Genomic DNA, 26732 nt, shown 5'->3' with positions numbered 1-26732 from the left:
GCTTTTCCTTTCGTCTCAGGCAACCGCCCGCTTGTGATTGGTCCAGTAACGCTCGCGCAAAGCCGTCTTCAGAATCTTGCCCGAGGCGCCCTTCGGTAGTTCCGTGTCCGAGAACTCGACGTGGCGAGGAACCTTGTACTTGGCGAGAAATCGGCGGCAGTGATCGAGCAGTTCGTCGGCCTCAAGGATATGTCCCGGCTTTCGCGCAATGCTGGCTGCGACGAGTTCGCCCCATTCTGGATCTGGAATACCGAAGACCGCTGCTTCGAGCACCGCCGGGTGCTGATAGATGACCGCTTCGACCTCGCCGGAATAGACGTTCTCGCCACCTGTTACGATCATGTCCTTCGACCGATCGAGAATGTAGAAATAGCCGTCGGCATCGCGATAGCCGATATCTCCGGTGCGGAACATTCCCTGCCGGAACGCACCGTCGGTGCCCTCCGGATTGTGCCAATAGCCACGCATGACATTGGCACCACGCACTACCAGTTCGCCGCGCTGACCTGCTTGGACCTCGCGTCCCACACCGTCCACGACTCGCAGATCAATTCCGGGACAGGTGCGCCCGCACGACGTCAGCCTTTCAGGCGTATGCTCGTCGTCGAGCAGGCCGGTGAGAAACCCGGTCTCGGTCAGGCCATAGCCTTGCGTCAGCTTCACCTGCGGCAAGGCTTCACGCACACGGCGGACCAGTTCCGGGGCCATCGGAGAGCCGCCATAGGCCACATTCTCAAGGCTGCTCAGGTCGAACCGGTTGAGCTCCGGCGATTGAAGCAGCAGATTGATCATCGTCGGCACCAGCACGGTGCGACTGACGCACTCGCGTGCCACGGTTTCGCAGAAACTTGCCACGGTGAACTTCGGGATCGTGATCTGGCAGGTACCGAACGCCGGCGCCGCAAAGATGAATGGAAAATCCAGGATGTGAAAAATCGGCGCCGCATGCAGATGCACGCCGCCTTCCTGTTGTGGCAGCCAGTAATTCATGTGATCGATATCATCCATGATATTGGCGTGGCTGACCACGACGCCCTTGGGGCGGCCGGTGGTGCCGCTGGTGTAGATGAGCGCCAAGATCGCGTCCGGGTCGTAAATCGGATCCGGACAGGACGCACCCGCAGCGTCCAGCGGCTTCTTGTCGAGCACGCGCTGCCACGGAAGCTGCACAGTCGGCGCCGGCAGCGACGAATGCCGGATCATGCCGCGAGGGTTGGCGTCAGTGAGAATGCGATCGATCTCGGCCACCGATAGCCGGGCGTTCATCGGAATAGCGGTCACCCCAAGCCAGGCGCAGGCGTAGATCAGTTCGAGATACCGGGGCTCGTTCGGAAGCAGCAGCGCAAGCCGGTCGCCGCATTTGAAGCCATCTCCGGTCAGCGCCGCGACGATGCCGGCAACGCGATCGCGTAGCTGCCGAAAGCTCCAGCGTTTTCCATCCGACCCAATGGCCGCACGTTCCGGAAAATAGCGGACGGCTCTGCCTAGCGAGTGGGTGTACATCATGACCGGCGCTCCGCGAACTATTCCGCCGCAACCGGCGGCGCGGGGTGAGCGAAGTTGGGCGGACGCTTTTCGAGGAACGCGGTAAACGCTTCCTTCGCCTCCGCGGAGCCTTTATGAGCCGTGAACTCCTGATTTTCGCTGGCGATCGCTGCCCTGAGCTGGGCGATCGACGCCTGCTTGATCAGCCGCTTGCCGGCCCGCAACGCGCCGGCAGGCTTGGCGGCCAGCTTCTGCGCCGTTGCCGTCGCCGTGACGAACAGCTCCGCGTCGGGCACCACGCGGGTGACGAGCCCGAGCTCTTCCGCCCGCACGGCCGTGAAAGGCGCGGCCAGAAGAAACAGTTCCGCCGCCCTGAGATGTCCGATGCGGGCCGGGATCGAAAAGCTCGAACCGAATTCCGGCACCAGCGCGAGATCAATGAACGGCAGCTTGAACTTCGCGCTCTCGCCGGCATGAACGAAATCACAATGCGTCAGCATGGTGGTGCCGCCGCCGATCACGGCACCGTGCACGGCTGCGACGATCGGCTTCTCGAAGCGGATGAACGCGTCCATCAGCCGGGCCTGCGGGCTTTCGCCAGGCTCCGGGGGTTTGAGAAAATCCTCGAGGTCGTTGCCGGCGCAGAACGCATTTCCGGCGCCATACCACAGCACAACGCGGACCGCCTCGTCCTGGTCGGCCTCACGGAAGATCTCGGCGAGGCGCGTGTACATGGCGGAGGTCAGGGCATTCAGCTTTTCGGGGCGATTCAACTGCACCCGAAGGATGCCGCCGGTACGCTCGGTGATGATGTCACTCATGGTGAGCTTCCTTGTTTGATAATTTCTCCGCGATCAGGCCGCGGGCTCTTTTGCCTTCGCAACGGCGCCGCTCTCGCGGAAGCTCTCGATGCTCTTGGCGTCGAAACCGAGCTCGCCGAGAATCTCCTCGGTGTGCTCACCGAGGCCGGGCCCACGCCGGGCCGGAACCTTGGTGACGCCATGCACCGAGAACGGGCTCGAGATCGTCGAGGTCATCTTGCCGCCGGCGCCGTTGAGCGGAACGATGATCTCGTTCTCCTGCAGCTGCGGATCATTGATCACCTCTTGCGGTCCGCGGACTTCTCCGAAGGTGACGTTGAGGCCGGTGAAGACCGAATGCCAGTGCGCCATCGGCTGAGCATTGAAAACCTCATCAAAGATCGCTGTAAGCGGCGCCATATTCGCCATGATCTGCGCCGGACTGGAGAAGCGCGGATCGTTCAGCAGGTCCGCGCGGCCGATTGCCTTTACGACGGTGACGAACTTGTCGGGCGTGACGATCAGGACGAACCAGGTCCCGTCGGCGGAACGATAGACGTTCATCGCCGCGTTGGCGGGATGCGTGCGGTCGTGCATCGGAGGAAACTTGGCGCCGGCCAGTGCCGCCTGAATGGAAACGCTCGCGGACCACACACCCTGGGCAAGCAGCGAAGTCGTGACATACGAGCCCTTGCCGGTGCGCTCGCGGCGGTAGAGAGCGGTGACAATCGCCGCGTAGAGTCCGACCGCGGTGGCGTTGTCGCCGCTGCCGCCCACCGGCCAGGTCGGTGGCGCGCCGGCATCGCGGGTCATCGACAACAGACCGCTGCGCGCCCAGTACGAGGTGATGTCGAAGCCTGGCAGGTTGGCATCCGGCCCGTTCTCGCCAAAGCCGGTGAGATCGGCGTAGATCAGGCGCGGGTTCCACCCCACGACGTCAGCATATTCGAGCTTCAGCTGCTTGCGCGCGTGGTGCGGCGTATTGACGATGAACACGTCAGCCCAATTGACAAGCTCGAAAAGAACCTGCTGCGCGCTTGGTGACTTAAGATTAAGCGCGATGCTGCGTTTGTTGCGGTTGGCAAGATGCCACTGATAGGGATTCTCGGACATCGGCTGGATCGGGGTCTGATTTCCCTTTCGCCACGTGTCGCCGTTCGGCGGCTCGACCTTGATGACATCGGCGCCGAAGTCGGAGAGGATCACCGCGGCGCCTGGAGCGGCGACAAAGCTCGAGAAGTCTACGACCTTCAAGCCCGAGAAGATGTTTTCGTTTGCCATTGCGTTTCTCCTGAAATGATTGTGATCAACGACCCGCGAAATGCGGTGCTCGCTTTTCGAGGAAGGCCGAGGTCCCTTCCCTCTTGTCTTCCGTTCCGGCGCACAGCCCGAAGTAGGCGGCTTCGAGGGCTAGGCCTTCGTCCTGGCTGGTCTCCATTCCCTTGTTCACGGCATCGAGCGCGTACTTGACGGCGATCGGCGCGTTGGCGGCGATCTCGTTCAGGATTGCCTCTGCACGCGCGACCAGGTCCGCGGCCGCGACGACTTCGTTGATGAGCCCGATGCGGTAAGCTTCCTGCGCGCTGATCAGTCCTCCCGACAGAATGAGCTGGAGAGCACGGCCCTTACCGACGAGGCGCGGCAGCCGCTGCGTGCCACCGCCACCGGGTAGCAATCCGAGCTTCACCTCCGGCTGGCCGAACTTCGCGTGCTCCACGGCGATGCGGATAGTGCAGGCCATCGCGGTCTCGCAGCCGCCGCCGAGCGCAAATCCGTTGATCGCCGCGACGACGGGCTTGCCGAGATTTTCGATCAGATCGAGAACCCGCTGGCCGAAGCGGCTCGACCGTTCAGCCTCGATCGCGGTCGCTTGCGCCAGGCCACTGATGTCGGCGCCGGCGATGAAGGCCTTGTCGCCCGCGCCCGTCAGAATAACGCCGCGCACGGCCGGGTCGTTTTTCGCGTCCTCGAACGCATTCGACAGGTCCTGCCATGTCGCTGTGTTCAGGGCGTTGAGCACCTTGGGCCGGTCGACCATCACATAGGCGATCGCGCCGCGCTTTTCGTAGAGAACGTTCGCAAGCGTTGGCGCTTGCGAAACGGGTGGCACAAGCGCCGGTGACGGCGCAACTTCTGCTGTCGACATGTCGATTGCTCCTGCCTGAGGGGACGGGCCGGCGCGCAGGCGCCGGCCCGGCGTGACATCACACGAAGGCGCTGAAGCCGGTTATCGCCTTGCCGACGATCAGGTTCTGCATCTGGTAGGTGCCTTCGTAGGAGTAGATCGCCTCGGTATCGGAGAAGAAGCGCGCCACGTTGTAGTCGACCAGGATTCCGTTACCGCCCAACACCTCGCGGGCCCAGGCAACCGTTTCTCGCGCCTTGCTGGTGCAGAACGCCTTGACGATCGCGGCCTGCGCATCCGTCAGCTTGCCCGCGGTTTCCAGCTGCACCGCGCGGACCAGCATGCCCTGGCACGCGACGATGTTGGCCAGCATCTTCGCCAGCAGCTCCTGGATGAGCTGGAACGATCCGATCGGCTTGCCGAACTGCAGGCGCCCCTGGGCGTACTTCAGCGCATTCTCGTAGGCGCCCATCTGCGCACCGGTGATTTCCCAACCGACGCCGTGCCGGGTGCCGCGCAGCACCAGCGCGGGGTCGCGGAATGTTCCTTGGCCGCCCTGCAGACGATTCGCATCAGGCACGCGGCAGTCGGTCATCGTGATCTGGCCGTTCTGCACGACCTTCAGCGCGATCTTGTTCTCGATCTTTTCGACGCTGAACCCGGGTGTTGTCTTGTTCTCGACAATAAAGCCCTTGACCTGGTTGTCGGCGACGTCACGCGCCCAGACGATCGAGATATCGCACCACGGCGCGTTGCCGATCCAGCGCTTCTGGCCGTTGAGGATCCAGGTGTCGCCTTCGCGCTTCGCCGTGGTCATGAGACCGGCACCGGTGCCCGAGCCCACCAGCGGCTCGGTCAGCGCGAAGCAGCCGACCTTTTCCATGCGGGCCATGGGCGGCAGCCACTTCTGCTTCTGCTCCTCGGTGCCTGCCAGATAGATGGATTCCATCGCAAGACCGGTGTGAACGCCGTGGAAAGTGCAGAAGGAAACGTCAGTTCGCGCGATCTCCAGCGCAACCAGACCAACCAGCAGCGGACTTCCTCCCGGGCAGCCGTAGCCTTTGATGCCGATGCCGGCGAGGTTCAGCTCCTTGTAGGAGGGCAGCAGTTCGAACGGAAACGAGTCCTCCACCCAGTGCTTGTTGATGATGGGCTGGACTTTCGTCTCCATGTAGGTCCGCACCTTCTTGACGACCGCCCGTTCCTCGTCGCCCAGCAAGTCAACGAATTGAAAAAAGTCGGCATTCGGCGGCGGAAGCTGTTTCGGAGGCTTCAGTGCGGTAACGGCGGCCATTTCGATCTCCATTTCGTTGCGGGGCCTGCGACTGCGACAGGCGTCTCGTTCCATCGCATCGAAAATAGTGAAGCCATCGGCCAGTGGCTTTGCATCGCTTGCTTTGGTTTTGTCATTTGTTGCTGGCGATCGGGACCGCACAGGCAGATTCGAAATGATGACGCGCGCGGGTGGACGCGAGCCGCGCTGCTAAATTCTTTGACGATTGATGGAATGTCGGAGCGGTCGAGCTTGCTCAAAGTGCAAACTCGACAATTGACTTAATGAAAAGACGATCGTCTGCGCAGTAACGATCTCATTCAGGAGCGTTGGCAGAAGCCTGGGTTTTCCGATTCAAGCCGGAACAGGCAGAGCTCGTCTCAATGACGGCTCCGATTGTTGCGATCCAAATGCCTGACGAAACTGACCAGGCGTGTGACCTGTTGCTTGCCTGAATGCGCGCGTGAAATTTGCCTGGCTGGAAAAGCTCAGCGACAGCGCAATATCCACCAACGATCGATCCCCTTGCATCAACAAGGCTTTCGCGCGGTTTAGGCGCTTGGCGCTGACGTGGCGATGAGGCGATTGTCCGACGGCTTCCTTGAAGGCACGGGCAAAGTGAAACCGGCTCAGGCAAGCAATCGATGCCATGTCATCAAGTGTGAGATCGCCTTCCAGATTCTCTTCAATGTAATCCAGCACACGCTGGAGTCTGCGCCGATCGAGTGCGCCTCGCGCGGGAGAGCCAATGGACTGGCCGGTCGATTCCCTTGTGCATTTTTGAACCAGCCTCGCCGCCAGGCTGGATGCAAGGCCTTCAATGAGAAGGCGGCCGGCGGAGGTTTCAGTCTGCAGCTCTGACGCGATCGCGTATCCGATCTCGGCCAGCAACGGATCGTCAAAAGCATCTTCGCAGCTCAATCCGCCGACTACGGACTCACCGATGTTGATATCAAAATTGCCCGGCGAGAAGTGGACAAGCGGAAGATATGTAAAACTCCGCTCATGTCGTCAGCGATGTCGACCGATCCTTCCTGCAAACCGGGAGGAGAGAACCAAACTGTGCCTCGCCGTACGACTATCCGGCTTTCGATGCCCGGGGCCCGCCGCGCGATGGACGATTTGTTACCACTGACATCGACGCAAATCCTGATCTCGGATTGCGGAGTCCGCCACGGTGCCACCGTTTTCCTGACACTGCACAATTGGGCCGACAGGCCGGACCAGCCTCGATTCGTCGACATCGATAGCAGGTTGACGCAGCCATGTTTCCCCCAAAAATCCAGGTATGGCCACGGCTCATTGCGGCCGGCAGCTACCGGTTGCTGTTGTCGAACGTCCATGACGCGCTCCTGAAGAATTGGCCACGTTGTTCGCCTCCGGAAGCCGGCGACCGCTTTCGGAGATACGCGACATCACTCATCTTGCAAGACGGCGGCTTTCTAAAACGCCCGTCGCCAGCAACCAATGACAAAGCGACAGCAACCCGAAACAAAGCCCATGGCCGATCGCTGCATTGTAGTCGCCTTGCTCGACGGGAATGCCAACCGCCGCCGACTCAATATGCGGGGGACTTCGCCTTTGCGGTCTCCCCGCGCGAAAGAGGCCGGCCGGGCGGCCTTTTCCAAAGCAATGGCCGCGGTGCGAATCCGAGCTTTGCCTTGGCCCGGCTGTTGGAAGCGCCCGTCAGCTTCGTATGGTAGTAAACCGCCTCCTCGCCCGCGGTCCTCCGCGCCTCTTCTTCGCTCACGCGAGACGGCTCCGGTGCCTGGACCCAGCGGGCGAAGGCCGGCAGCCATTCTGAGACCGGCAGCGGATCGTCGTCCACGACGTTATAGATCCCGGGTTCAGCTGTCACTGAAGCAACCGTTGCGGCGACGGCGTCATCGATGTGGACGAAGGACCAAACTGCGTTGCCGTCGCCGATGATCGCCGACTCGCGATTGCGCGCCTGCTCGGCAATAGCTCCGTCCGGGCGGTACCACGTGCCGGGACCGTAGAAGAAGCCATAGCGCAAAACCACGCCGTCCAAGGCTGCCGACGCTAGGACACGATCCTCATAGACTCCGATCGCGCGCGTGCTCTCGCCGATCTCGCCAGGTGCTTGATAACGAAGTTTGGCGGTCTCGTCGGCAAGCCGCCCTGCGGGAGCATCAAGGTAAAAGCCACGCGACTGCAGGATGTAGCGCCTGACGCCGAGCTGTTCGGCCGCGGCGAGCAGATTTCCCCCGCCCTCGCGATGAAGGCGGGTATCGTTGGGCATGGACTTGATGATGTCGGCGGGATTGGCGGGAAGCCACGTCAGCTGGTCAATCACCACATCCGGCGCCGCCGCCGCGATCGCATCACGTACCGCCTGCGGATCGAATGCGTCCGCGGTGGAAACCGCGGCGCCGAGTTCGCGGAGACGATTTGCGGCCGGACCAGCCCTTGTCATGCCGGTTACCTGATGACCGAGCGTGCATAGGGCGCGCACAAGCGGAAGGCCTACGGTGCCAGTGGCGCCAGCAACGAGTACCTTCATGACGAAGCTCCTGGATGTTCAGCTCTCTATTTGACGGGCGTAGTCAGTGCCTTGTCGTCGGTATCGACGACGAAGACCGCGAGCAGCTTTGCCGGCCTGGTCTTGCTCGCATTGCGGCTGACGGGATGGCTGGCGTCAGGTGGCTCGAACCAGCTCTGGCCCGCCTTGTAGGTCCGCGTCTTGCCGTCGTTCACCTTCGACTGAATTTCTCCGGAAACGACGTAGGCGTAAATGAAGGCCGATCTTGCGTGCGTGTGCGGAACGGACGCTGCATTTGGCGGATAGTCGACGACGACGGCGACCAGCGACTTGCCCGGAATATTGGCTATCGACTGCTCGAAGTTCGGCGTGACCTTGTCGCCTATATCATGCGCGAAGGCCGTTGAATTGGTTGCAATGGCAAGGGCGGCGTACGCGGCAGCGACGAGGGTTTGTACCTTCACAGCTATTCGTCTTTCGCTCAGAGAAAAGGTGAAAGCCAGGGCGATGTCCGTCCTGAAGTTGGTGACAGTGACTTCGGGCCGGTTTCGCCCGCTGACGCACTGCTCAGGCCGCGAGGCTGGAAGGACCTGCTTCCAGTCGTTCAGTCTTGCTGTTCCGGGCTTCGATGGCCGTGACCGAGTTTTCAAACGCCTTGGCCAGAACCCGCCTGCCGATGGTCCCGAGCACGAAACCGAGCAGCCTCCCCCTCAAGTTTTTGCCCTCGCGTATGACAACCACATCAATGTGGGTCATACCGTCAGTCTGACGAGTGAAGGTATAGATGTGACCCGATGCGCCACCCCACACATTGGAGTCGGTCGTCGTGAGGACAACGCGGTTAGGATCGGACCAGTCGTAATGCAGGCGCTCCCAGATCCCGCCCGAGCCTTCCGTGACATCGGCATGCGAGCCGCCCCGGTGATGCACCTTGAGATACGCATCGGCGCTGTTGACAAAGAGCTTCGAGCGACCAGGCCCGAAATCGGTAAGGCCGGCAACGTACTGCTCGGGCGTCGCTATGGTCGTCCGCTGAAGGTGGATGGTAGACATGCGTAGTCTCCTTGTTATGTTCCGCACAACGACCGCGTTCGTTCGAGTCGACGTTCAGTTCGAGGCCGTGTTCGCATTGCGAACGAATACGCTGTCGCCTTTCCGGCTGATCTCGATCGCATCTGCTCGTTGCGTTGTTGAGAGAACCACGCGCTGACCGGGTGCAAGAACAGATACTACGCGGATAGGCGTTCCCGCCTCGCCCTGCGCAAGAGTGGCGACGACGTGAAAACCGTCACGCTCAACGGTGTAGTAAGCGATGCCCGATATCCCACCGAGGTCGATGCTCTTGCCCTCCATCGGGCGCAGACCATCAGCACGGGCGGCCGCCACGGAGGCGATACCGAATGCAGCGGCGAAAAGCATACTGCGGACTGACATAGCGATTTCTCCTATTGGTCGACTATCGAGCAAGGCCACGTCGTTGATCACGACAACGATTCGCCGCCTTGATGAATCCAGGTTCCGTTGACCGAATGAACTATTGGTTCGTTTTCGCGCAGCTCGTTGACGGATTCGGCCGGCGGGAAGACGCTGTCGTAGTTCGCGCGGGCTTCTCGTATCAGGCGGAGCCGTTCACGCTCGGCTTTCGGGATAAATTGGACAACTTCACCCATATTCGCCTCCATCTGTAACGCCGTGTTCCGGCGGGTGATGGTTGGCAGATGGGAAGACGAGGCCGGGTCAACAGGCGGGGAAATCGGAAGTCCTCCTTCCGAATTTTGCAAATCCGGACCGAGTGCTGATCAACTCCGCCAACCGAAGTAGCGCGAGCAAACCCGGCCAGAGGTTGTGTGCTGACGCGGTCCGCTTTTGGCGCCTAGAAGCGACCGCATTCTCTGAACAGCGGAGATCGCAGTGTTCGCGGCCTACTCCGCGAAGGCTCGTCTCAGCCGCGGTGCTGCAAAGTCCAGAAAAGCCCGTACTTTGATCGGCAGAAACCGGTTGGCCGTATACACGAGATTGACCGGCATTGGCGGCGGCTGGAATTCATCCAGCACAGTTGTCAATGCTCCTTCTTCCGGAGCAGCCTCGATTTGATAAGCAAAGGCGATGGAAATTCCGATGCCAGCCCGGGCTGCCGCGTAAGCCGCTTCAGCGCTGCCGACGATGAGCCGCGTATGCACCGGCGCCGCTATGGTCGCCTTGCCTTTGACAAATGTCCAGACATCTGGTGGCGAGAAGCCAGGATAACTGATGCAATCATGCTTGGCCAAATCTGCCGGCGTGCGCGGCGTTCCCCGAGCCGCCAGATAGGCGGGACTGGCGCACGCTACCCGGCGCGTCCTGCCGAGCCGTAACGCTACCAGGCTCGAATCCGGCAATTCGCCGATACGCACTGCGACATCGATTTGCTCCTGAGCCAGACTGAGCTTTTGATCGGTCGGGATCATTCTAACCTTGATGTCCGGATAGGTCTTGAGGAAGTCCGCGATGATCGGCATGAGAATGACGCGCCCGAGGCCCAACGGGGTCGTCACCGCCAATTCGCCCGTCGGTGCGGTATACTCGCCGGAAGCCGAACGCTCCGCTTCGCTCACATCGGCAAGAATGCGCTTGCAGGCCGCAACGTAGGAAGTGCCTGTATCCGTCAGCACAAGCTGCCGGCTCGATCGGTTGAAGAGCTTCGTCCGCAAGTGAGACTCGAGCTCGGATACGTTGCGGCTGACTGTCGTGAGCGGCGTTTTCAATCGCCGCGCCGCCGCGGACAAGCTACCCTGCTCGACCACGGTCAGAAAGGTCGACATCGCTTCGAGGCGATCCATCACATTCCCTTCCACCATCCGAAAGAATGCCTTCCATTTTGCCACATCATCCTACAATCCGGAAGGCGGCCAACCACTTGCGAGCGGTCTAGGACCGTAAGTCGACCGGCCTTCCGCTGTTTGGAAAGGCTCCTTCCACGCTCGGCCCCTTTTTTAGTCGGGCCGCCCATTCAATCTCTTCAGAAGAAGGCGCGAGCCGCCTGCCAAGCACGGATGAGGAGACTTCAATGACGAATCATGTCGAATCCTACCGGTACGAAATTCAGTACAGCGATGACGCCGACTTCGTCGCGTACCAACGCAAGTCGAGCAACGGCACTTGGCGCACGATCTCCAGGTGGATGATTCCGCAACCGGCGGACCACTGAGTTCTCGCCCTCCCTGCTTTCAGATGTCGCGGTGTCGGCAGCTTCCACCACCCGTTCGGCATTCATTGCGCCTGAACGACAAACAAGCCTTGGAGGTGAAAGAAGTTCACGGCTTCATCAATCTTTGCGACCGACGATCAGATCGTGGCCTCCGGGATTCTGTCGCCAGCAACAAATGACAAAGCGATAGCAAGCGATGCAAAGCTTGCTGCCTTTCACTTCACTATCCTCGACTTCATCAAGGGGAATGAGCCGTCCCCGATCGCGAATGTCGTCTCCTTAACTTTGGAGGTCATTCACGGCCACGAAGGTCTGCTGCCATGCCAATACGTCAGTACTTTTCGTGGGTGGGAAGCGTCCTCCTCGTGGCGCTGTTCGTCGCCGAGTGGTGGCTTCCTGCCCCCTCCGCTTGCCCACATTCTGAAATTCCTCCGAATGAACGGGCCAACCTTCGGATCCGCTCCGATCACAAATGGCCCGAACGTATTGTGTTCGACACCGCGCGTTCAGGTTTGCCAATCGCTGCAGAGGCTCATCCCGAACTACACGCGCCGTCGGCGCAAGATCTCGCCGCGTTGGAGCAACGCGGACCGCTCAATGCATTCGCAGCGACGGAACCTGCAGATGCGGCGCAAGCAGCAACAAATGAACAAGTATCAGCAATCCACGCAAAGCCGCGGCCCGGAACGTTTCGTATGACTGGAATGGTCAAGGCCGACTGATCAGGAGCTGACATGAAGGACATTTTGAGCCTCGCCGTGTTTGCCGGCAAATTGTTGTGTCTCATGGTGTTCGTGACCGTCCTGAAGCCAGACGGCAGCATCGGCGCCGTCAAGACGTCGGCGAAATCCGCCGAGTGCAGCATGGCACGTTCGAGGATACACGGATGCGGCTCAAATATCCTGGCAACTACTTCGGAAGCCGATGTTGGGCCGTGCAGTGCACGTCCGAGCGTCGCGCAGTGCTGAAACAATAGCCCGCGCCAGGTTCGTCATGAGCCACCTGTCCTCATTTCTCAATCGACACGCCGCCGTCATCTTTTCGGTGCGGACCTTTGCAGCGGCGATGTCGGCGTTCTCACTGGCGCTCCTGCTGGACATGCCGCGTCCCTACTGGGCGATGGCCTCGGTCTACATCACCGCCAACTTGTTCACCGGGGCGACCTACTCGAAAGCCGTCTATCGCGTTCTCGGGACGCTGATCGGCGCGACAGGGACGATCGTTCTGGTGCCGAACCTCGTCAATGCGCCTGAGTTGCTCAGCCTCGGCATCGCGCTTTGGGTCGGCATTTGCTTGTACCTTTCGCTGATCGACGGCACACCGCGCAGCTATGTGTTCATGCTGGCAGGCTACACCGTGGCGCTGCTTGGGTTCCCGATCGTTGCAACCCCTCAATCGGCTTTCGACATCGTGGTTTCCCGCGTGCAGGAGATCGGGCTTGGAATCCTTTGCGCGAGCGTCGTTGCCATGATCGTGCTGCCACGGAGCATCGCCTCTGTACTCACCGCGCAAGCCGATGGCTGGCTCGCCGGTGCGCGGCGGCTTGGCATCGATGTTCTCACCGGCCGTGGCAGCGACCAGGAACGGGACCGCGAGCGCATCCGCCTTGCCGCCGCAGCGTCCGAAATCGACCAGCTTGGGCGCCATCTCGGCTATGAGGTCGCCGCTTCCACGAATGTTGCGCAAGGCTTGCAGCGCCTGCGACAGCACATGCTGTCGCTGCTTCCCCTGCTCGGGTCGATCGAGGACCGCAAGCTTTCGCTCAATTCGGACGAGGAAGCGTCGACGCGCGTTGCCGCAATCTGCGAAAGGATAGCGCGATGGCTCGAAGAGGGCGGCCGCTATGGTCGGGAGGCCAATGCGTTGCGCGCAGCACTTGACGAAGTCCGGCCCGTTCTGGACGCGGATGCCGGGTGGATCGACATCGCGGTCGCCGGTCTCGTCATCCGGCTGCGCAATCTTGTCGATGTCATGCAGGATTGCCATCTTCTGCGCGAGGCGATCGCCGATGGTCGCCATCCGGATTCGCTTCCGCTCATCTTCAGACCTGAGACGTTGCCTATGGTCGTCCCACACCGGGACCACGTGTCTGCGCTCCTGGCAGCTGCGTCCGTCGCGCTCGCCGTGCTCGCTTGCAGCACGTTCTCAATCGTGACCGGCTGGCCTGACGGCGTAGCAGCTCCTCTGTTCGCTGCCGTCGTCGGCAGCTTTCTCGGCGGCGTAGACGATCCCCTCCCGACCTTCCGCAATTTCTACGGCCTGTTCCTCATCGTCATCGCCGTCCATGGAATCTACCTGTTTGGCGTCTTGCCGCGGATCACGACCCTCGAGATGCTGATCGCAGCCCTTATGCCGACTTTCCTGCTGTTCGGCTGGATGGCCGCACGGCCTGCGACGGCACGCATCGGCTCCATTCTCGCCATCTACCTCTCGGTGCAATTGGCCCTGACCGAGACCTACTCCGCCGAATTCTCGTCCTATGCCAATTCCAGCGTGGCACTGATGCTGGGCGTCGCACTGACCGGCGTCACCTGCGGCATCGTTCGCCTGCTCGGAGCCGACTGGATCGCAAGCCGCTTACTCCAGAGCAATTGGACAACACTTGCCGCCGTCGCTGAACGCAAGTCGGACCAGGATCCCTTTGCGCTTGCCAGCCTTATGCAGCATCGCCTGGCCCTTCTTGCCGCGCGTATCGCCGTGGTTCCTGCCGATGCAAGGAGCGACGCCGCCAATCTTCGCCAGCTTCGAACGGCGCTGAATGTTCTCGACGTCAGGCGGGTGAGCGTTGGCGTGTCACGACATACGAGAGCGGCAATCGAAGCGTTCCTCGCTCACCTTGCTTCGATTTGTAGGAACCACATGGTCGACCCCCTTCCCCATGGCCTGGTGGGACAGCTCGACGACACGATCGCATTCACGTTGCAGGAGTCGTCGGGCGAAGCCCGCGATGAGGTGCTTGTGAGTCTCGCCGGTATTCGCTCCGGGCTTTTCCCGGAATCGCCGCCCTATCAATCGCAGAAAGTCGAGCCGAGGACAATCGCAGCATGAAATACCAACTTGATCTGTTCGGCGTGATCGTTCCGAGCCTGCTGCTCTGGAGCGTGCTCGCCTATGTCGTCGCTCGTGTGGTGAGCAAGATCATGGGGCGCGTCGGCCTCTATCGTCACGTCTGGCATCCCGCACTGCTCGATTTCGCCGTTTATGTCTGCATCGTCACCAGCTTCGTCTTTGTTTCCAAGGAGCTTTTCTCATGAACACGCCTGTTTCGTTCTCGAAAGCCTTATGGCGCGGGTTCACGATGAAGTGCCCGAACTGCGGTCAAGGCTATCTGTTCGGCCGCTTTCTGAAGGTGGTCGACGCCTGCGAGATTTGCGGCGAGGATTACACGCCGCAACGCGCAGACGACCTTCCAGCCTATCTTGTGATCGCCGTCGTCGGCCATCTTGTCGTCCCGGCACTTCTCGCCGTCGAGATGGCTTATGAACCTCCGGCCTGGCTTCAACTTCTGATTTGGTTGCCGGTCACCGGGCTTGCTGCATTCTTTCTGCTGCAACCTGTGAAGGGGATAATTGTCGGCCTGCAATGGCAGACCGGCATGCACGGCTTCGAAACCGCTAGGCGACGCCGGGATAGAGAAGCCCGCGATGCTGTCGGGTCCCCGCCGAACCTCGTCTCCAAGGAGTTGGTGTCATGAAAGCCGTTTTGAATTCGCTTCGCCGCTTCGCGCTGACTGGTCTCCTGGTGGCGCTGGCGCTGTGGGCAAGCTACAAGCTTTGGGATTACTACTTTGATGCGCCCTGGACACGCGATGGTCACGTGAGAGCCGACGTCGTGCCCGTGGCTGCCGATGTCTCCGGCTTCGTCAGCGAAGTGATGGTGAGGGATAACCAGCAGGTCCGGCGCGGCGAGGTGCTGTTCAGGATTGATCGGGCGCGCTACGCCATCGCCCTGCAACAGGCTGAGGCGGTGCTGGGCGCCAGACGTGCCACGCTCGATAACGCGAATGCAGATCTGAAGCGCTACAGCGCGCTGACAACCGATGTCGTTGTTTCCAGGCAGAGGATGGATCAGGTCGTCGCCACGCAGGCCACAGCGAAGGCGAACTATGATCAAGCGGTTGCGGACCGCGCTCTCGCAAATCTCAATCTCGAGCGCAGCGAAGTCCGTGCCTCCGTCAGCGGCATTGTCACCAACAACGAGCTACGACCGGGCGCCTACCTGACCCCCGGAAAGGGTGTGATGGCCCTGCTCGATACTGACACGTTGCATGTCCAGGGCTACTTCGAGGAGACCAAGCTGCAGCGCATCCACGTCGGCGATCCAGTCGCCGTGCGGCTGATGGGAAGCAGCCATGTGTTGCAGGGCAAGGTGGAGAGCGTTGCGGCCGGTATCGAAGATCGCGATCGCAGCAATGGCTCTAGCCTTCTTGCCAACGTCAATCCGACCTTCAACTGGGTGCGGCTGGCCCAGCGCGTGCCGGTCCGGATCGCACTCGACCGCGCCGACGAACGCAACGAGCTCGTCGCCGGAGCCACGGCTACTGTCGAAGTCCTTGAAGCGCCTCAGCGCACCGACACCAGGAAAGCCGGTAGCCGACTAGCGGCTTCACGGGATGTTGGGTGCTTTGGCAACGGCACGGCCGGTCTCTCACCTTGTAGAACGGGACTTCAATAAGTCGACCTGAATCGTACTACTCAAGAACGGCCATTGGCATGTTAACGGCACTGCAAAATCACTCTATGCCAAGGTGCGGAGCATTTTTGGCGTTCGTGACGGGCTTCCTGCTCGCCATCCTTCTTGCGGTGGTGCAGATGCCCTCGCCCAACCGCCCGGCTCGATCTGATCAGCTCTTCTATTCTGACGAGACTGCAGCCATCGCCTACGTCCTCGACAGTGCTAGTGCGCTCAGTCAGGACATGGGATCTCCGAAGAGTGACAAATGGCCTACCTTGTTCGGCATGGACATCGAACTTGTCACTCGAGGCGACGTTGCGAACAAGTGGAATCTTGCAAGGGCCGAAATCGCCCGCGAGCTTCGAATTGTTGACCGGTGCCGGAAAGACAATGTGTGTCCCACCGGTGCACGGCGGCTTATCGACTTGAGTTCGGCAGGTGCCGGACGAAACGGGCGCGCCCGGCTGGGCCACATAAACCGGGCGGTAAATCTCGCCATTTCGCCCACGAGCGACGAGGCACAATGGAAGGTTACAGACCATTGGAGCTCGCCGCTCGAGACCCTCCAATCTGAACGAGGTGACTGCGAGGACTACGCGATCGTCAAATACTCGGCACTGCTGGATTCGGGAGTGTCCGAGGCGGATCTGAAAATCGTCGTGCTGAAAAGCATCTTTCCGAACGAAGATCACGCGGTGGTGGCAGCACGTGTTGATGACGAGTGGCTCATCCTCGACAACCGCACACTCACACTGGTTCGCGACACGCATCTCATGCGAACGATGCCGGTGTTCGCCCTCGATCAGATAGGCGTCTGGCGCTTCGTCTCAGGAAACCAGCCTCCTCGAACGCGAGGATGGGCCTCATGAGTATCCTAATAGCCCTTCTGGCCTTGGCGAGCGCGGGTGTTTTTGCGGCCCACATTGTTGACTCGCTCCGAACCCATGGAGCGCGATCGAAGGGATGAGACGATGAAGCGATCGAGCACGGGCGATGAGACTTCATCCGAAATCCGGCCTGAACCACAGCGAACCTAGCTAAGCCGGTCCCACGTCCAGGTTCGTAGCCATCGACGTTCGTGTCGGTAAATCGCGCCTGGGGCGGTCGCACCACAGTTCGATCCATCGAAACTACCTTCCCAAGAATGACTGTGACATCAAAGGGTTACCGCTACCATGCCGCAAGCGAGACTTGACGTCCGGGGTGTCCAGGACAACGTCGCACGTAAGCACAATGGATATTTCAAAGCTCCCGAACGCTGTCGGTTACCAGCGAATACGAGCAGCAACAGCGCGGACCAGGTGTGCCCTCCTCGTTGGGCCGTGATAGGGTGCGCCTCGGGACCGGACTGGAATTTCCAGCAGAACACAAACCCACGATGCCAAAGCGGCCGAAAGAATCCACGTTACCCCAGCAGAAGCAGCGCAATCGTATCCCGCGATCCAGCGCGCCATTTTTGCTGGGACGAGAAACCGAAATCGCTCTGATCGATCAGCTACTCGACCGGATCGATCAAGGTGGGACTACTCTCTTTATCAACGGAGCGCCTGGAATTGGCAAATCAGCGCTGCTGGAGGAGGCCAAAAATCGAGCGCGAGAACGCGGCATCGTCGTCCTCGGCATGACGGGCGTTCTCGCCGAAGCCCACTTGGCCTTCGCTGGGCTTCAACAGGCGCTGCATCCACTCATGAAGCAGGCAAAGTCTTTGCCTGCTCATCAACGGTCTGCCTTGCTCAACACATTTGGCATGGGCGGCGCAATCGCCGAAGCGCCGGATGTTTGGCTGGTTGCGCTTGCAACGCTTACACTTCTGACTGAAGGCGCAAGTCACAAGCCAATCCTGCTGGTGGTTGACGATGCCCAATGGCTGGATGAAACGACGCGCCAAGTCTTGTCCTTTGTTTCCCGCCGGTTGAGCTCGGATCCCATAGTTTTGCTGCTGGCTCTACGCGAGGGTTTTGAGCTTCCATTTGGCGATGCCGATACTTTGCGGCACGTCGTTCCGGCTCTTGGCGAGGCCGATGCGACCCGGTTGCTTGCGATCCAGGCACCCGGCCTTTCCGAGAATCTGCGCAGCCGATTCTTGAGGGAAGCCGCCGGCAATCCCTTGGCCTTGGTGGAGCTGCCGCGCAGCTTGCGATCGCAAGATGATCGCGAGGCCGCATGGGTCCCATTGACGGAGCGGCTTGAACAGACGTTCTCGAGCCGCCTGCCTGAGCTTCCCGAGGTTACACGCATGCTCCTGTATGCCGCCGCTGAAAACGACGGAAGCTCTCTCTACGAGGTCATGCGCGCTGGCGAAGTGCTGCTCGCCCAGAAGATTGATGTTGCGGCCCTTGAGCCCGCCGTCTCGGCGAAGCTTGTCGATCTCGACGCAGCGGAGATGCGGTTTCGACACCCACTCGTGCGATCCGCGATCCATCAGGCCGCCAATGTGGCAATGCGCCAAAAGGTCCACGCTGCACTCGCCGAGGTCATCGAGGATCAAGATCGCAAGCTTTGGCATCGTGCGGCGGCGGCAGTGGGTCCTGACGATGAATTGGCCGCCGAACTGGATCTCATGGCACGCCGCGCGCAGCGCAGAGGTGCCCTCACCGTGGTCATCGAAGTCCTGCAAAAGGCAGCAAAACTAAGCAAGACGGCAGAGGCCAGGAGAGAGCGACTTTTACAGGCCGCCGAAATTGTAACGGACCTCGGGCGGCCGAAGTTGCTTGAGCATCTGTTGCAGGAGGCCGCGGTTGATCCATCAGACGAGCTGGGTACGGCGCGAGTCGGGTGGTGTCGCGAAATGAGCCAACCCTTGACGGTCAACGATCCCGGCAAGATTTCCGCGTTGGTCAAACTTTCTGAACAGGCACATGCGGGCGGCGCGAAGGATCTGGCAAGCAATCTTCTCTGGAGAGCGGCACAACGCTGCTGGTGGAGCAACGCGAGTAGCGACACGTGCTCAAACGTTCTCGCCGGCGCAAGGCGACTTAAGCTGCTGGACCTCGACCCACGCGGAATCGCGATATCGGCCTATGTCGAGCCGCTTCGCCGAGGTGGCGAGGTGTACGCAAGGCTGAAGGTGCTGTCCGAAAGGAGGGGTAACGATCCCCATGTCGCGCGCATACTGGGAAGCACTGCGAATGTCATCGGCGTATTCGATCTTGGTGTGAGCTTCCTCGCTGAGTCCACGGCAGAGCTGCGAAAACAAGCTCGGATCGGCAATTTGGCACGTGCGCTTTTCGCCCAAGCATGGGCCGAAATAGAAGTGGGCGACTGGATCGGCGCGATGAGAGAAGCCGAGGAAGCGATCCGTTTTGCGGAAGAGACAGGATCCACCGTGTGGAAGGCCGCCGCCACCATCGTGAAGGCAAAGGTTGCCGGCATGCAAGGCAGTCTGGAGCGGTCCGAAGAATATGCGAACCAGGCAGAACGCCTCGTTTTGTCCAGTGGCGCAAGCTTCTTGCTCGCGATGCTGCAAATGGCGCGGGGCATAGCGGCAATCAGCGCCGGCCGGCATTCAGAAGCATTCGAGCATCTGCAGCGCCTACTTGTGCCTGCCGATCCAGCCTTCAACGCTGGTCTACAGTTCTTTGCGCTGGCCGACTTTGTCGAGGCCGCTGTTCATTCGGATCGAGTGCAGGATGCGCGTAGCGTGATCGATGAGATGGAACGCGCGTCTGCCCCCGGACCGGTGCCGTGGGTCGAAACGATGTTATCCTACGGCAAGGCATTGGTCGCGGCGAATGAAGAAGCCGAACGATACTTCCTGGAAGGTCTTGGGCCAGCTGCGAAGAATTGGCCCTTCTTGCGAGGGCGTCTCTTGCTCGCTTATGGCGTCTGGCTGCGCCGACAGCGCCGCTCTGCCGATGCGCGGGCCCCGCTGCGCCAGGCACGTGATGTTTTTGACGCACTTGGCGCCTTGCCCTGGAGTGATCGCGCGCGGGAAGAATTGCGAGCAGCGGGCGAGGCAAGCCTTCGCCGGACCGCGCAAGTTTGGGAAAACCTGACCCCGCAGGAGCTGCACATCGCCCAGCTCGCTGCCCAAGGGCATTCGAACAAGGTCATCGGGGCGAGGCTCTATCTGTCCCACCGAACCGTCGGCTACCACCTGCAGCGGGTCTTTTCGAAGATCGGTATCACCTCCCGATCGGGCCTGTCCTCTATCCTTTCCACAGCCAGCAATTCGGCACTTTGATCGCGTCCGGCTTGGTTCTTGTTCGACGCGGGTGCAGAGCACGCTTAGCTCTTGCGCATTTTGCTGAGCAAATAGTTGTCGTAATAATTCTCTCCGATCTGCGTATAGAACAGCACTTCCTTCATGTAGGCATCGTGGCTGTCCCTGATCTTCTTGAACAGCGGGCTCTTCTCCGCAATCCCGTTCAGGTGATCCCGCGTGGTCTGGTAGCAAGTGTCCATCACCGCTTGCGGGAACGCGCGCAGCTCCGCACCACCGGCAATCAGGCGCTTCAACGCGGCAGGGTTGACGCTGTCGTACTTCTCGATCATCCACGAACCCGCGGCCGTCCCGGCCTGGTTGAGGACCGCCTGGTAGTGCTTGGGAAGCGATTTCCATTTCTCGTCATTGACGATCATCTGCAGCATGGCGCCGCCTTCCCACCAGCCGGGATAGTAATAGTACTTCGCCACCTTGTAGAAGCCGAGCTTCTCGTCGTCATAGGGGCCGACGAACTCTGCAGCGTCGAGCGAGCCCCTCTCTAGCGCGCTGTAAACGTCGCCTGCCGCAATCTGCTGCGGCACGATGCCGAGCTTGGCCAGCACCTGGCCGCCCATGCCGGCGATGCGGAATTTCAGGCCCCTGAGATCATCGACGGTCTTTATCTCCTTGCGAAACCAGCCGCCCATCTGCGTGCCGGAGTTACCGCACAGGATGGCGTGAGTCTTGAACGGTTTCAGCGCCTCGTTGCAGAGATCGGCGCCGCCACCGAAGGTCCACCAGGAATGCTGGTGGCGATGATTCATTCCGAACGGCACGCCCGTGAAATAGCCGAGCGCCGGCTCCTTGCCGACGTAGAAATAGAGTGGCGTCTGCGTCATCTCCACCGTCGCGGTGCTCACCGCGTCTAGCGCCTGAAGGCCGGGCACAATTTCGCCGGCGGCAAAGGTCTGGATCTGAAACTTGTTGTCAGTGGCCTCAGCCACGTATTTTGCAAATGTCTGCGCCGTGCCGAAAATGGTGTCGAGAGATTTTGGAAAACTCGAGGTCAGCCGCCATTTGACCTCGGGTGCGCTTTGCGCGATAGCGGGTGCCGCAACCAGCGTCGTTGCACCGGCCAGCGCACCGCCCTTGAGGAATTCACGGCGCTTCATGATGTGCTCACTCCCTTGAACTGTAGGTGCCATTGGCGGCGAGCGTGCAAGAGTCACTGGGCTGTTCGACTCCTATCATAGCGGCAAGATTTTTCCCCTCCGCTAGTAGGTGTGGAAAGCATGTTTTTAAGCGCTGATGCGCCTCATGTCTCACCGGACCGTCGGCGACGATGCAGGTCTTTTCGAAGATCGGAGCCACGTCCCGATCGGGCCTGTCCTCTATCCTCTCCAGCCAGCAATTTGATACTTCGGTCTAGTCGGTCACCGGACTGGTCATTTGACGGATGCCGCGCAGGTCGTTCGGCCACCTATCCTCTTCAAAGTGCAATCCCACGAGGACTGGCAGGAGGCCGCCTTGGAAATTGGAGATAGACAACCGGTTGCCCTTGACGCCAGGCCGCTTCAGCCGGGAACCATAGCGCCAACCACCCCATTTATCGGCCCTTCAGCAAAGGGAAGGCTCGATCGACGCCGGCTCTTCCGCGTACTCGACTACATTGATCGCCATTTGGAAGGCGATCTCACCCTTGACAGCATGGCTTCGGTCGCCTGCCTCAGCCGGTTCCACTTTGCGCGGGCCTTCAAGCGAGCCGTCGGGGAATCGCCTCTTCGTTATGTCATGGCGAGGCGCCTCGAGCGCGCGAAAGTCTTGTTGACGGAAGGCGAAGCACCTTTGGTCGAAATCGCGCTGGTCCTCCAATTTTCGAGCCAGGCAAACTTTACTCGCGCATTCAGGCAATCGGCCGGTATGGCACCCGGCCAATATCGTCGCGAGGTGACCGCGGCGAGCGACATGAATGCGCTGCGCGTGAGGAGCGGTTTCAAGGAAACCGAATTACCGCGCACCGATCTTGGCAAGGCTTTCGATGAGCTGGGCAGCCAGCTCAGACTGCGCGGCCGGGCTCCTAATGCGATCAACACACCACAAGCGGCATAAGAACTGGAGTAAATTGCACCGAGTTCAATGTTATACTTGCACCGACACAATGTTCGGATAACTCTTCTAATTGATCCGCTGATGTACTGATTGTACCGAATGTCCAAGGATCGACGAAAGAGAAGAGCCGTGGAACTCACAACCACCACGATCCTGGTCGCTTTTGCCGGCGTCTTCCTGATCTGCTTCATGAAAGGCGCGTTCGGCGGCGGGTTCGCCATCGTCGGCATTCCCCTGCTGTCGCTGGTCATGGACCCCGTGACCGCCGGCGGACTGCTCGCGCCATTGTTCATCGCGATGGACTTGTATGCGCTGCGCTATTGGAAGCCTTCGACATGGTCGAAGCCGGACCTCAAGCTGCTGTTTCCGGGGCTGGTGGCTGGCATCGGGCTCGGCTATGTGCTGTTTCGCGTGCTCGACCATCGAGCCGTCGCGATCGTAATGGCCGGGGTCACCCTGATCTTCGTCGCGCTGTGGTTCTTCGGCGGTCCCGAGGCGACGATCCGGCCGCGTTCGACGCGGAAGGCGGTCGCAGCCGGCCTTAGCTCCGGCGTCGCCTCAATGGTCGCGCATTCCGGCGGACCGCCGCTCGCGATGTATCTGCTGCCGCTTGGGCTAAGCAAGGACGTTTATGCCGGAACGAGCAGCATGTTCTTCACCGTCGGCAATGCGCTCAAGGCGGTACCGTGGCTGTTGCTGGTGAGGCCGGGCCACAACGTCTGGATCGTGATGGCGACGTGCCTGCTTGCCGTTCCAGCCGGCGTGTGGGCCGGTTGGCGGCTGCACGGCAGGCTGGACCAGCGGCAGATCTACCGGGCCTGCTACGGATTGCTTGTCATCACCGCGCTGAAATTATTGTGGGACGGAGTTTCGGGCTATCTCGCTTAACCGGGCGATCGTGGCCAAGGGCAACTCAAGTTCGTTACGTGCCAATACCCGCCAGAAAAATGAAAGTGGCTACCGGGCGGGCAGCCCCTCCGATTGTCTGACCCGAACCACCTGCCTAATTATTCAACTCTTTCTTAAGGGCAGGCATACCTAGTTGTTCGGCCCGCTCCTGCTTATCCCTCTTGCGAAATTCTCGTTCTTTACGCTCGAACGCGATCATCTCCCTATGCGCAGCTTCCATAAAACTGTCGCGCGGCGTTTCGATCAATTGTTCGGTCATGTTGCGCACCCCGTTACTGTCCCTAGCCCAAACTAGCCAACTAATGGAACCCAGAAAAGGTTCGCGGCAATAAAATTGCGCTTGAGCGCAAGGCCGGAAGAACCCGCCAATGACATCAACAAGGCGCCAGTAGGCGCAGTTCACATCGTTGCCGCTTCGAGCAACAGTTCAGCAAATTGCTGTGGGGCTTCCTATGGCGGATTGTGCCCGATGCCACCGCTGAAGGTCCGGTGCGAATGTTGCCCGAGAACTTTTTGACGTAGGAGGCCGGCTCCGGGTGCGGCGGCGTCGTTGGCGTCGCCCTCGATCGTGATCGTATGGCGGCGGTCCCTGCTGATTTGGTCCGGCATCTTCGTCGTCTTTGAAAATCCAGCCGAAGCCGCGGCATGCGGCTGGCGTGACCAGAGATAAATTCGGTCCGTAGGAGGGCGAATAGCCGCCAGGCGGCATTCAGTCTATCGTGTCATGCGCGAGTGACGCCGCAACCGATCGCGCGGATCTATGCGTCCTTCAATAGGGCGGGATCGACCGGCATCTTGCGGAGCCGCTTGCCTGTGGCCGCGAAGATGGCGTTGCTGACCGCGGGCACGACGCCCGACGTGCCCGCTTCTCCGAGGCCGCCGGGCGGCTCGCTGCTTTGCACGACATGGACCTCGATGACGGGGGCCTCGTCGATGCGCAGCATCTGGTAAGTGTCGAAGTTGGACTGTTCGACACGCCCGTTCTTCAGCGTGATCTCGCCATAGAGCGCGGCGGTGATGCCGAATATCGCCCCGCTCTGGACCTGCGCCTGGATAGTGTCGGGGTTGACTGACGTGCCGAGGTCGACTGCGCAAACGACGCGCTTGACGCGGACCACGCCGGACTTCGCCACTTCCACCTCGGCGACCTGCGCCATGTAGCTGCCGAACGCATGTTGCAGCGACACACCTCGCCCGCTTCCGGCGGGCAGCGGCTGTCCCCAGCCGGCCTTCTGCGCGGCAAGCTCGAGCACGGTCTTGGCGCGCGGCGCGTTGCCGAGCAGCGCGAGCCGGTAGGCAACGGGATCCTGCTTCGCCGCCGTGGCCAGTTCGTCCATGAAACTTTCGGTGACGAAGACATTGTGCGAGGGTCCGACGCTGCGCCAAAACGCCGTCTGAATCCCCGGAGGCTCTACCCGCACATACTCGACGTGAAAGTTCGGCAGATCGTAGACGAGATCAATCGCGCCTTCAGTGGTGTCCGGGTCGAGACCATTGGCGAAGGCTGGCGGTAGCCAGCGCGCGATCACGGAAGATCCTGCGAACCGGTTGCGCCAGGCAACCGGCCTGCCCTTGTCGTCAAGCCCGGCGGAAATGCGGTCGAACCAGTATGGCCGGTACATGTCGTGCTGGATGTCTTCCTCGCGAGTCCAGATCACCTTCACTGGACCATCTACCTGCTTGGCGATCTCGACCGCGCGAACTACCCCGTCGACATCAAGCCTGCGGCCAAACCCGCCACCGATCAGATGATTGTGGACCATGACCCTCTCGACCGGCAGACCGGCGGTCTTGGCGGCAGCAGCCTGGGCGCGCGCGAGCGCCTGACTGCCGACCCAGATTTCGCAAGCATCCTTCTGAAGATGAACGGTGCAGTTCATCGGCTCCATCGTCGCATGCGCCAGGAACGGGACCTCGTAACCCACCTCCACCTTAGTTGTCGCTCCCGCGAACGCCTTGTCGGCGTCGCCCTTGTTCTGCGCGACCGCTCCCGGCTTTTGTGTCGCGCTCTCGAGCTCGCGCGCGATATCCTTGGTGCCGAGCCCCGCCTGAGGTCCATCGTCCCACTCGATCTTGAGCGCCGCGAGTCCTTTTTTAGCAGCCCCCATGTGGTCGGCCACGACCGCCACCGCATCATCGAGTCGGACGATCTGCCGCACGCCCCTGACCGCCTTCGCTTCCGCGTCGTCGACACTTTTAACGCGTCCGCCGAACGCCGGCGATTGGGCCAGCGTTGCGATCTTCACGCCGGGCGGCCGTGCGTCGATGCCATAAAGTGCAGTGCCATTGATCTTTGCCGGCGTGTCGAGCCGCTTCGCCGGCGTGCCGATCAGTCTGAAATCCTGCGACCGCTTCAACGTGACGTTCTCGGGAACGGGCATGCTGGCAGCGTCCGCGGCAAGTTCGCCATAGCTGGCGCGTCGGCCCGATGATTCGTGCGAGACCGCGCCGGTCTGCGCGCGGCAGGTAGCGGGATCGACGTTCCAGCGTTTGGCGGCGGCCGCCACGAGCATCGCTTTTGCGGTGGCGCCGGCCTTGCGGAGCGGCTGCCAGGCGCCGCGGATCGCATTGGAGTTGCCGGTGGCCTGAACGCCGAGCAGCGGATTGGCGTAAAGCTTTTCGTTCGGAGGCGCGTGCTCCAGACGCACCTGCTTGAGGTCGATCTCCAGCTCCTCGGCGATCAGCATCGGGATCGAGGTATAGGTGCCCTGCCCCATCTCGACATAGGACATGGTGAGGACGACCTGGCCGTCGCTACCGATCCGGATGAAGGCGTTCGGCACGAAATCACTGGAGGCCGCCCGGCTCTCGCCTGCGCCAAGCGGCAGGCCCAAACTGAGCAACAGACCTCCGCCCGCGGCGGCACTCGCCTCAAGAAAGCTGCGCCTGGAAAGATTCCCCAATGCGGAGCGGTCACGGTCGATGGCGGTGAGTTCAACGATATCGCGTCCCATGGTCAGCCCTCCGCAGCTTGCTTGATGGCTTCGCGAATGCGGACGTAGGTGCCACAGCGGCAAATGTTGCCGGACATCGCATCATCAATGTCGGAATCTTTCGGACGAGGATTGTTCGCCAGCAGGGCCGCAGCCGACATGATCTGTCCTGACTGACAGTAACCGCACTGCGGTACTTCACATTCGAGCCAGGCTTTCTGGATCTTCTGCCCGTCCGGCGTCTTGCCGATCGCTTCGATCGTCGTGACGGCGGAGTCGCCGATGCTGTCAATGGAGGTGATGCAGGATCGAGTCGGGCTGCCGCCCAGATGGACAGTACAGGCGCCGCATAGCGCCATGCCGCAGCCGAATTTCGTGCCCGTCATGCCCAACACGTCGCGCAACACCCACAACAGAGGTGTGTCACCGTCTACATCGACGGAATGACGATCGCCGTTGATCGTAAGCTGGAAAGCCATCCTCACCTCTCTATTGTTGGCCTGTCATGATTGCAAGTGGTGGCATCTGGTTGCGCTGGACCCCTTATTCAGCGCTATTTCACTTGCATCGCCATTTATCGCGCGCATATC

General features: G+C 60.8%; 27 protein-coding genes. 11 read left to right on the top strand and 16 right to left on the bottom strand.

Annotated features, from left to right (window positions below; genetic code table 11):
* Positions 1-15: 15 nt before the first annotated feature.
* The 12 genes from ACVWYQ_RS32890 to ACVWYQ_RS32835 all read right to left on the bottom strand — a co-directional run bounded on the left by ACVWYQ_RS32890 (position 16) and on the right by ACVWYQ_RS32835 (position 11005).
* Positions 16-1503: a class I adenylate-forming enzyme family protein gene (locus ACVWYQ_RS32890; protein WP_456726945.1), complete on the bottom strand. Its 1488-nt coding sequence runs from the start codon at positions 1501-1503 to the stop codon at positions 16-18.
* Between the two features lie 20 nt (positions 1504-1523).
* A complete protein-coding gene (locus tag ACVWYQ_RS32885) occupies positions 1524-2306 on the bottom strand; it encodes an enoyl-CoA hydratase (protein WP_456726944.1) in 783 nt (260 codons plus the stop codon).
* 33 nt (positions 2307-2339) lie between these two features.
* Positions 2340-3566, bottom strand: coding sequence for a CaiB/BaiF CoA transferase family protein (locus tag ACVWYQ_RS32880; RefSeq protein ID WP_456726943.1), 1227 nt, complete (start codon positions 3564-3566; stop codon positions 2340-2342).
* A gap of 25 nt (positions 3567-3591) precedes the next feature.
* Entirely contained in the window at positions 3592-4431 is an 840-nt protein-coding gene (locus ACVWYQ_RS32875; protein WP_456726942.1) for an enoyl-CoA hydratase-related protein, read from the bottom strand.
* A gap of 58 nt (positions 4432-4489) precedes the next feature.
* The gene (locus tag ACVWYQ_RS32870; protein WP_456726941.1) at positions 4490-5704 is read right to left on the bottom strand and encodes an acyl-CoA dehydrogenase family protein; all 1215 of its coding nucleotides are present in this window, start codon (positions 5702-5704) and stop codon (positions 4490-4492) included.
* Positions 5705-6037: 333 nt separating this feature from the next.
* Positions 6038-6604: a helix-turn-helix domain-containing protein gene (locus ACVWYQ_RS32865; RefSeq protein WP_456726940.1), complete on the bottom strand. Its 567-nt coding sequence runs from the start codon at positions 6602-6604 to the stop codon at positions 6038-6040.
* A gap of 637 nt (positions 6605-7241) precedes the next feature.
* Entirely contained in the window at positions 7242-8207 is a 966-nt protein-coding gene (locus tag ACVWYQ_RS32860) for an NAD-dependent epimerase/dehydratase family protein (RefSeq protein WP_456726939.1), read from the bottom strand.
* Positions 8208-8233: 26 nt separating this feature from the next.
* On the bottom strand, positions 8234-8650 hold the full coding sequence (locus ACVWYQ_RS32855) for a cupin domain-containing protein (RefSeq protein ID WP_456726938.1): 417 nt from the start codon (positions 8648-8650) through the stop codon (positions 8234-8236).
* A gap of 103 nt (positions 8651-8753) precedes the next feature.
* Positions 8754-9239: a hypothetical protein gene (locus tag ACVWYQ_RS32850; RefSeq protein ID WP_456726937.1), complete on the bottom strand. Its 486-nt coding sequence runs from the start codon at positions 9237-9239 to the stop codon at positions 8754-8756.
* 54 nt (positions 9240-9293) lie between these two features.
* Positions 9294-9620, bottom strand: coding sequence for a hypothetical protein (locus ACVWYQ_RS32845; RefSeq protein ID WP_456726936.1), 327 nt, complete (start codon positions 9618-9620; stop codon positions 9294-9296).
* 47 nt (positions 9621-9667) lie between these two features.
* Positions 9668-9856: a hypothetical protein gene (locus tag ACVWYQ_RS32840; RefSeq protein WP_456726935.1), complete on the bottom strand. Its 189-nt coding sequence runs from the start codon at positions 9854-9856 to the stop codon at positions 9668-9670.
* Between the two features lie 252 nt (positions 9857-10108).
* Positions 10109-11005 carry a LysR family transcriptional regulator gene (locus tag ACVWYQ_RS32835; protein ID WP_456726934.1) on the bottom strand — a complete coding sequence of 299 codons (897 nt, stop codon included), beginning with the start codon at positions 11003-11005 and terminating at the stop codon, positions 10109-10111.
* Positions 11006-11232: 227 nt separating this feature from the next.
* Between ACVWYQ_RS32835 and ACVWYQ_RS32830 the strand changes: the two genes are divergently transcribed.
* The 9 genes from ACVWYQ_RS32830 (at position 11233) to ACVWYQ_RS32790 (ending at position 20230) form a co-directional block, all read left to right on the top strand.
* Positions 11233-11373 carry a hypothetical protein gene (locus tag ACVWYQ_RS32830; protein ID WP_456726933.1) on the top strand — a complete coding sequence of 47 codons (141 nt, stop codon included), beginning with the start codon at positions 11233-11235 and terminating at the stop codon, positions 11371-11373.
* A gap of 365 nt (positions 11374-11738) precedes the next feature.
* Entirely contained in the window at positions 11739-12095 is a 357-nt protein-coding gene (locus ACVWYQ_RS32825; RefSeq protein ID WP_456726932.1) for a hypothetical protein, read from the top strand.
* Positions 12096-12107: 12 nt separating this feature from the next.
* Positions 12108-12341: a hypothetical protein gene (locus ACVWYQ_RS32820; protein ID WP_456726931.1), complete on the top strand. Its 234-nt coding sequence runs from the start codon at positions 12108-12110 to the stop codon at positions 12339-12341.
* 25 nt (positions 12342-12366) lie between these two features.
* Positions 12367-14421, top strand: coding sequence for an FUSC family protein (locus tag ACVWYQ_RS32815; protein WP_456726930.1), 2055 nt, complete (start codon positions 12367-12369; stop codon positions 14419-14421).
* The gene (locus ACVWYQ_RS32810) at positions 14418-14627 is read left to right on the top strand and encodes a DUF1656 domain-containing protein (RefSeq protein ID WP_456726929.1); all 210 of its coding nucleotides are present in this window, start codon (positions 14418-14420) and stop codon (positions 14625-14627) included. Before ACVWYQ_RS32815 ends, ACVWYQ_RS32810 begins: the two co-directional genes overlap by 4 nt.
* Positions 14624-15067, top strand: a complete 444-nt coding sequence (locus ACVWYQ_RS32805) for a DUF983 domain-containing protein (protein WP_456726928.1) — start codon at positions 14624-14626, stop codon at positions 15065-15067. Before ACVWYQ_RS32810 ends, ACVWYQ_RS32805 begins: the two co-directional genes overlap by 4 nt.
* Positions 15064-16047: an efflux RND transporter periplasmic adaptor subunit gene (locus ACVWYQ_RS32800; protein WP_456726927.1), complete on the top strand. Its 984-nt coding sequence runs from the start codon at positions 15064-15066 to the stop codon at positions 16045-16047. Before ACVWYQ_RS32805 ends, ACVWYQ_RS32800 begins: the two co-directional genes overlap by 4 nt.
* A 95-nt stretch (positions 16048-16142) precedes the next feature.
* Positions 16143-16916: a transglutaminase-like cysteine peptidase gene (locus ACVWYQ_RS32795; protein ID WP_456727229.1), complete on the top strand. Its 774-nt coding sequence runs from the start codon at positions 16143-16145 to the stop codon at positions 16914-16916.
* Between the two features lie 509 nt (positions 16917-17425).
* Positions 17426-20230: an ATP-binding protein gene (locus ACVWYQ_RS32790; RefSeq protein ID WP_456726926.1), complete on the top strand. Its 2805-nt coding sequence runs from the start codon at positions 17426-17428 to the stop codon at positions 20228-20230.
* Between the two features lie 44 nt (positions 20231-20274).
* Here the strand turns inward: ACVWYQ_RS32790 and ACVWYQ_RS32785 are convergent, their stop codons facing one another.
* Entirely contained in the window at positions 20275-21363 is a 1089-nt protein-coding gene (locus ACVWYQ_RS32785; RefSeq protein WP_456726925.1) for a TRAP transporter substrate-binding protein, read from the bottom strand.
* A gap of 277 nt (positions 21364-21640) precedes the next feature.
* Here ACVWYQ_RS32785 and ACVWYQ_RS32780 point away from each other — a divergent pair, with 277 nt between their 5' ends.
* The gene (locus ACVWYQ_RS32780; RefSeq protein ID WP_456726924.1) at positions 21641-22300 is read left to right on the top strand and encodes a helix-turn-helix domain-containing protein; all 660 of its coding nucleotides are present in this window, start codon (positions 21641-21643) and stop codon (positions 22298-22300) included.
* Positions 22301-22429: 129 nt separating this feature from the next.
* Positions 22430-23188: a sulfite exporter TauE/SafE family protein gene (locus ACVWYQ_RS32775; RefSeq protein WP_456726923.1), complete on the top strand. Its 759-nt coding sequence runs from the start codon at positions 22430-22432 to the stop codon at positions 23186-23188.
* A gap of 115 nt (positions 23189-23303) precedes the next feature.
* Here ACVWYQ_RS32775 and ACVWYQ_RS32770 read toward each other — a convergent pair whose 3' ends face one another.
* The 3 genes from ACVWYQ_RS32770 to ACVWYQ_RS32760 form a co-directional block, all read right to left on the bottom strand.
* Entirely contained in the window at positions 23304-23468 is a 165-nt protein-coding gene (locus ACVWYQ_RS32770; RefSeq protein WP_456726922.1) for a hypothetical protein, read from the bottom strand.
* Between the two features lie 499 nt (positions 23469-23967).
* Positions 23968-26163: a molybdopterin cofactor-binding domain-containing protein gene (locus ACVWYQ_RS32765; protein WP_456726921.1), complete on the bottom strand. Its 2196-nt coding sequence runs from the start codon at positions 26161-26163 to the stop codon at positions 23968-23970.
* A 2-nt stretch (positions 26164-26165) separates the two neighbouring features.
* Positions 26166-26621, bottom strand: coding sequence for a (2Fe-2S)-binding protein (locus ACVWYQ_RS32760; protein ID WP_456726920.1), 456 nt, complete (start codon positions 26619-26621; stop codon positions 26166-26168).
* Positions 26622-26732: the final 111 nt, after the last annotated feature.

It is taken from the genome of Bradyrhizobium sp. USDA 3397 (assembly GCF_054060965.1).
The sequence above is the reverse complement of the archived record's forward strand: the minus strand, read 5'-3'. Positions and strand labels throughout refer to the sequence as shown.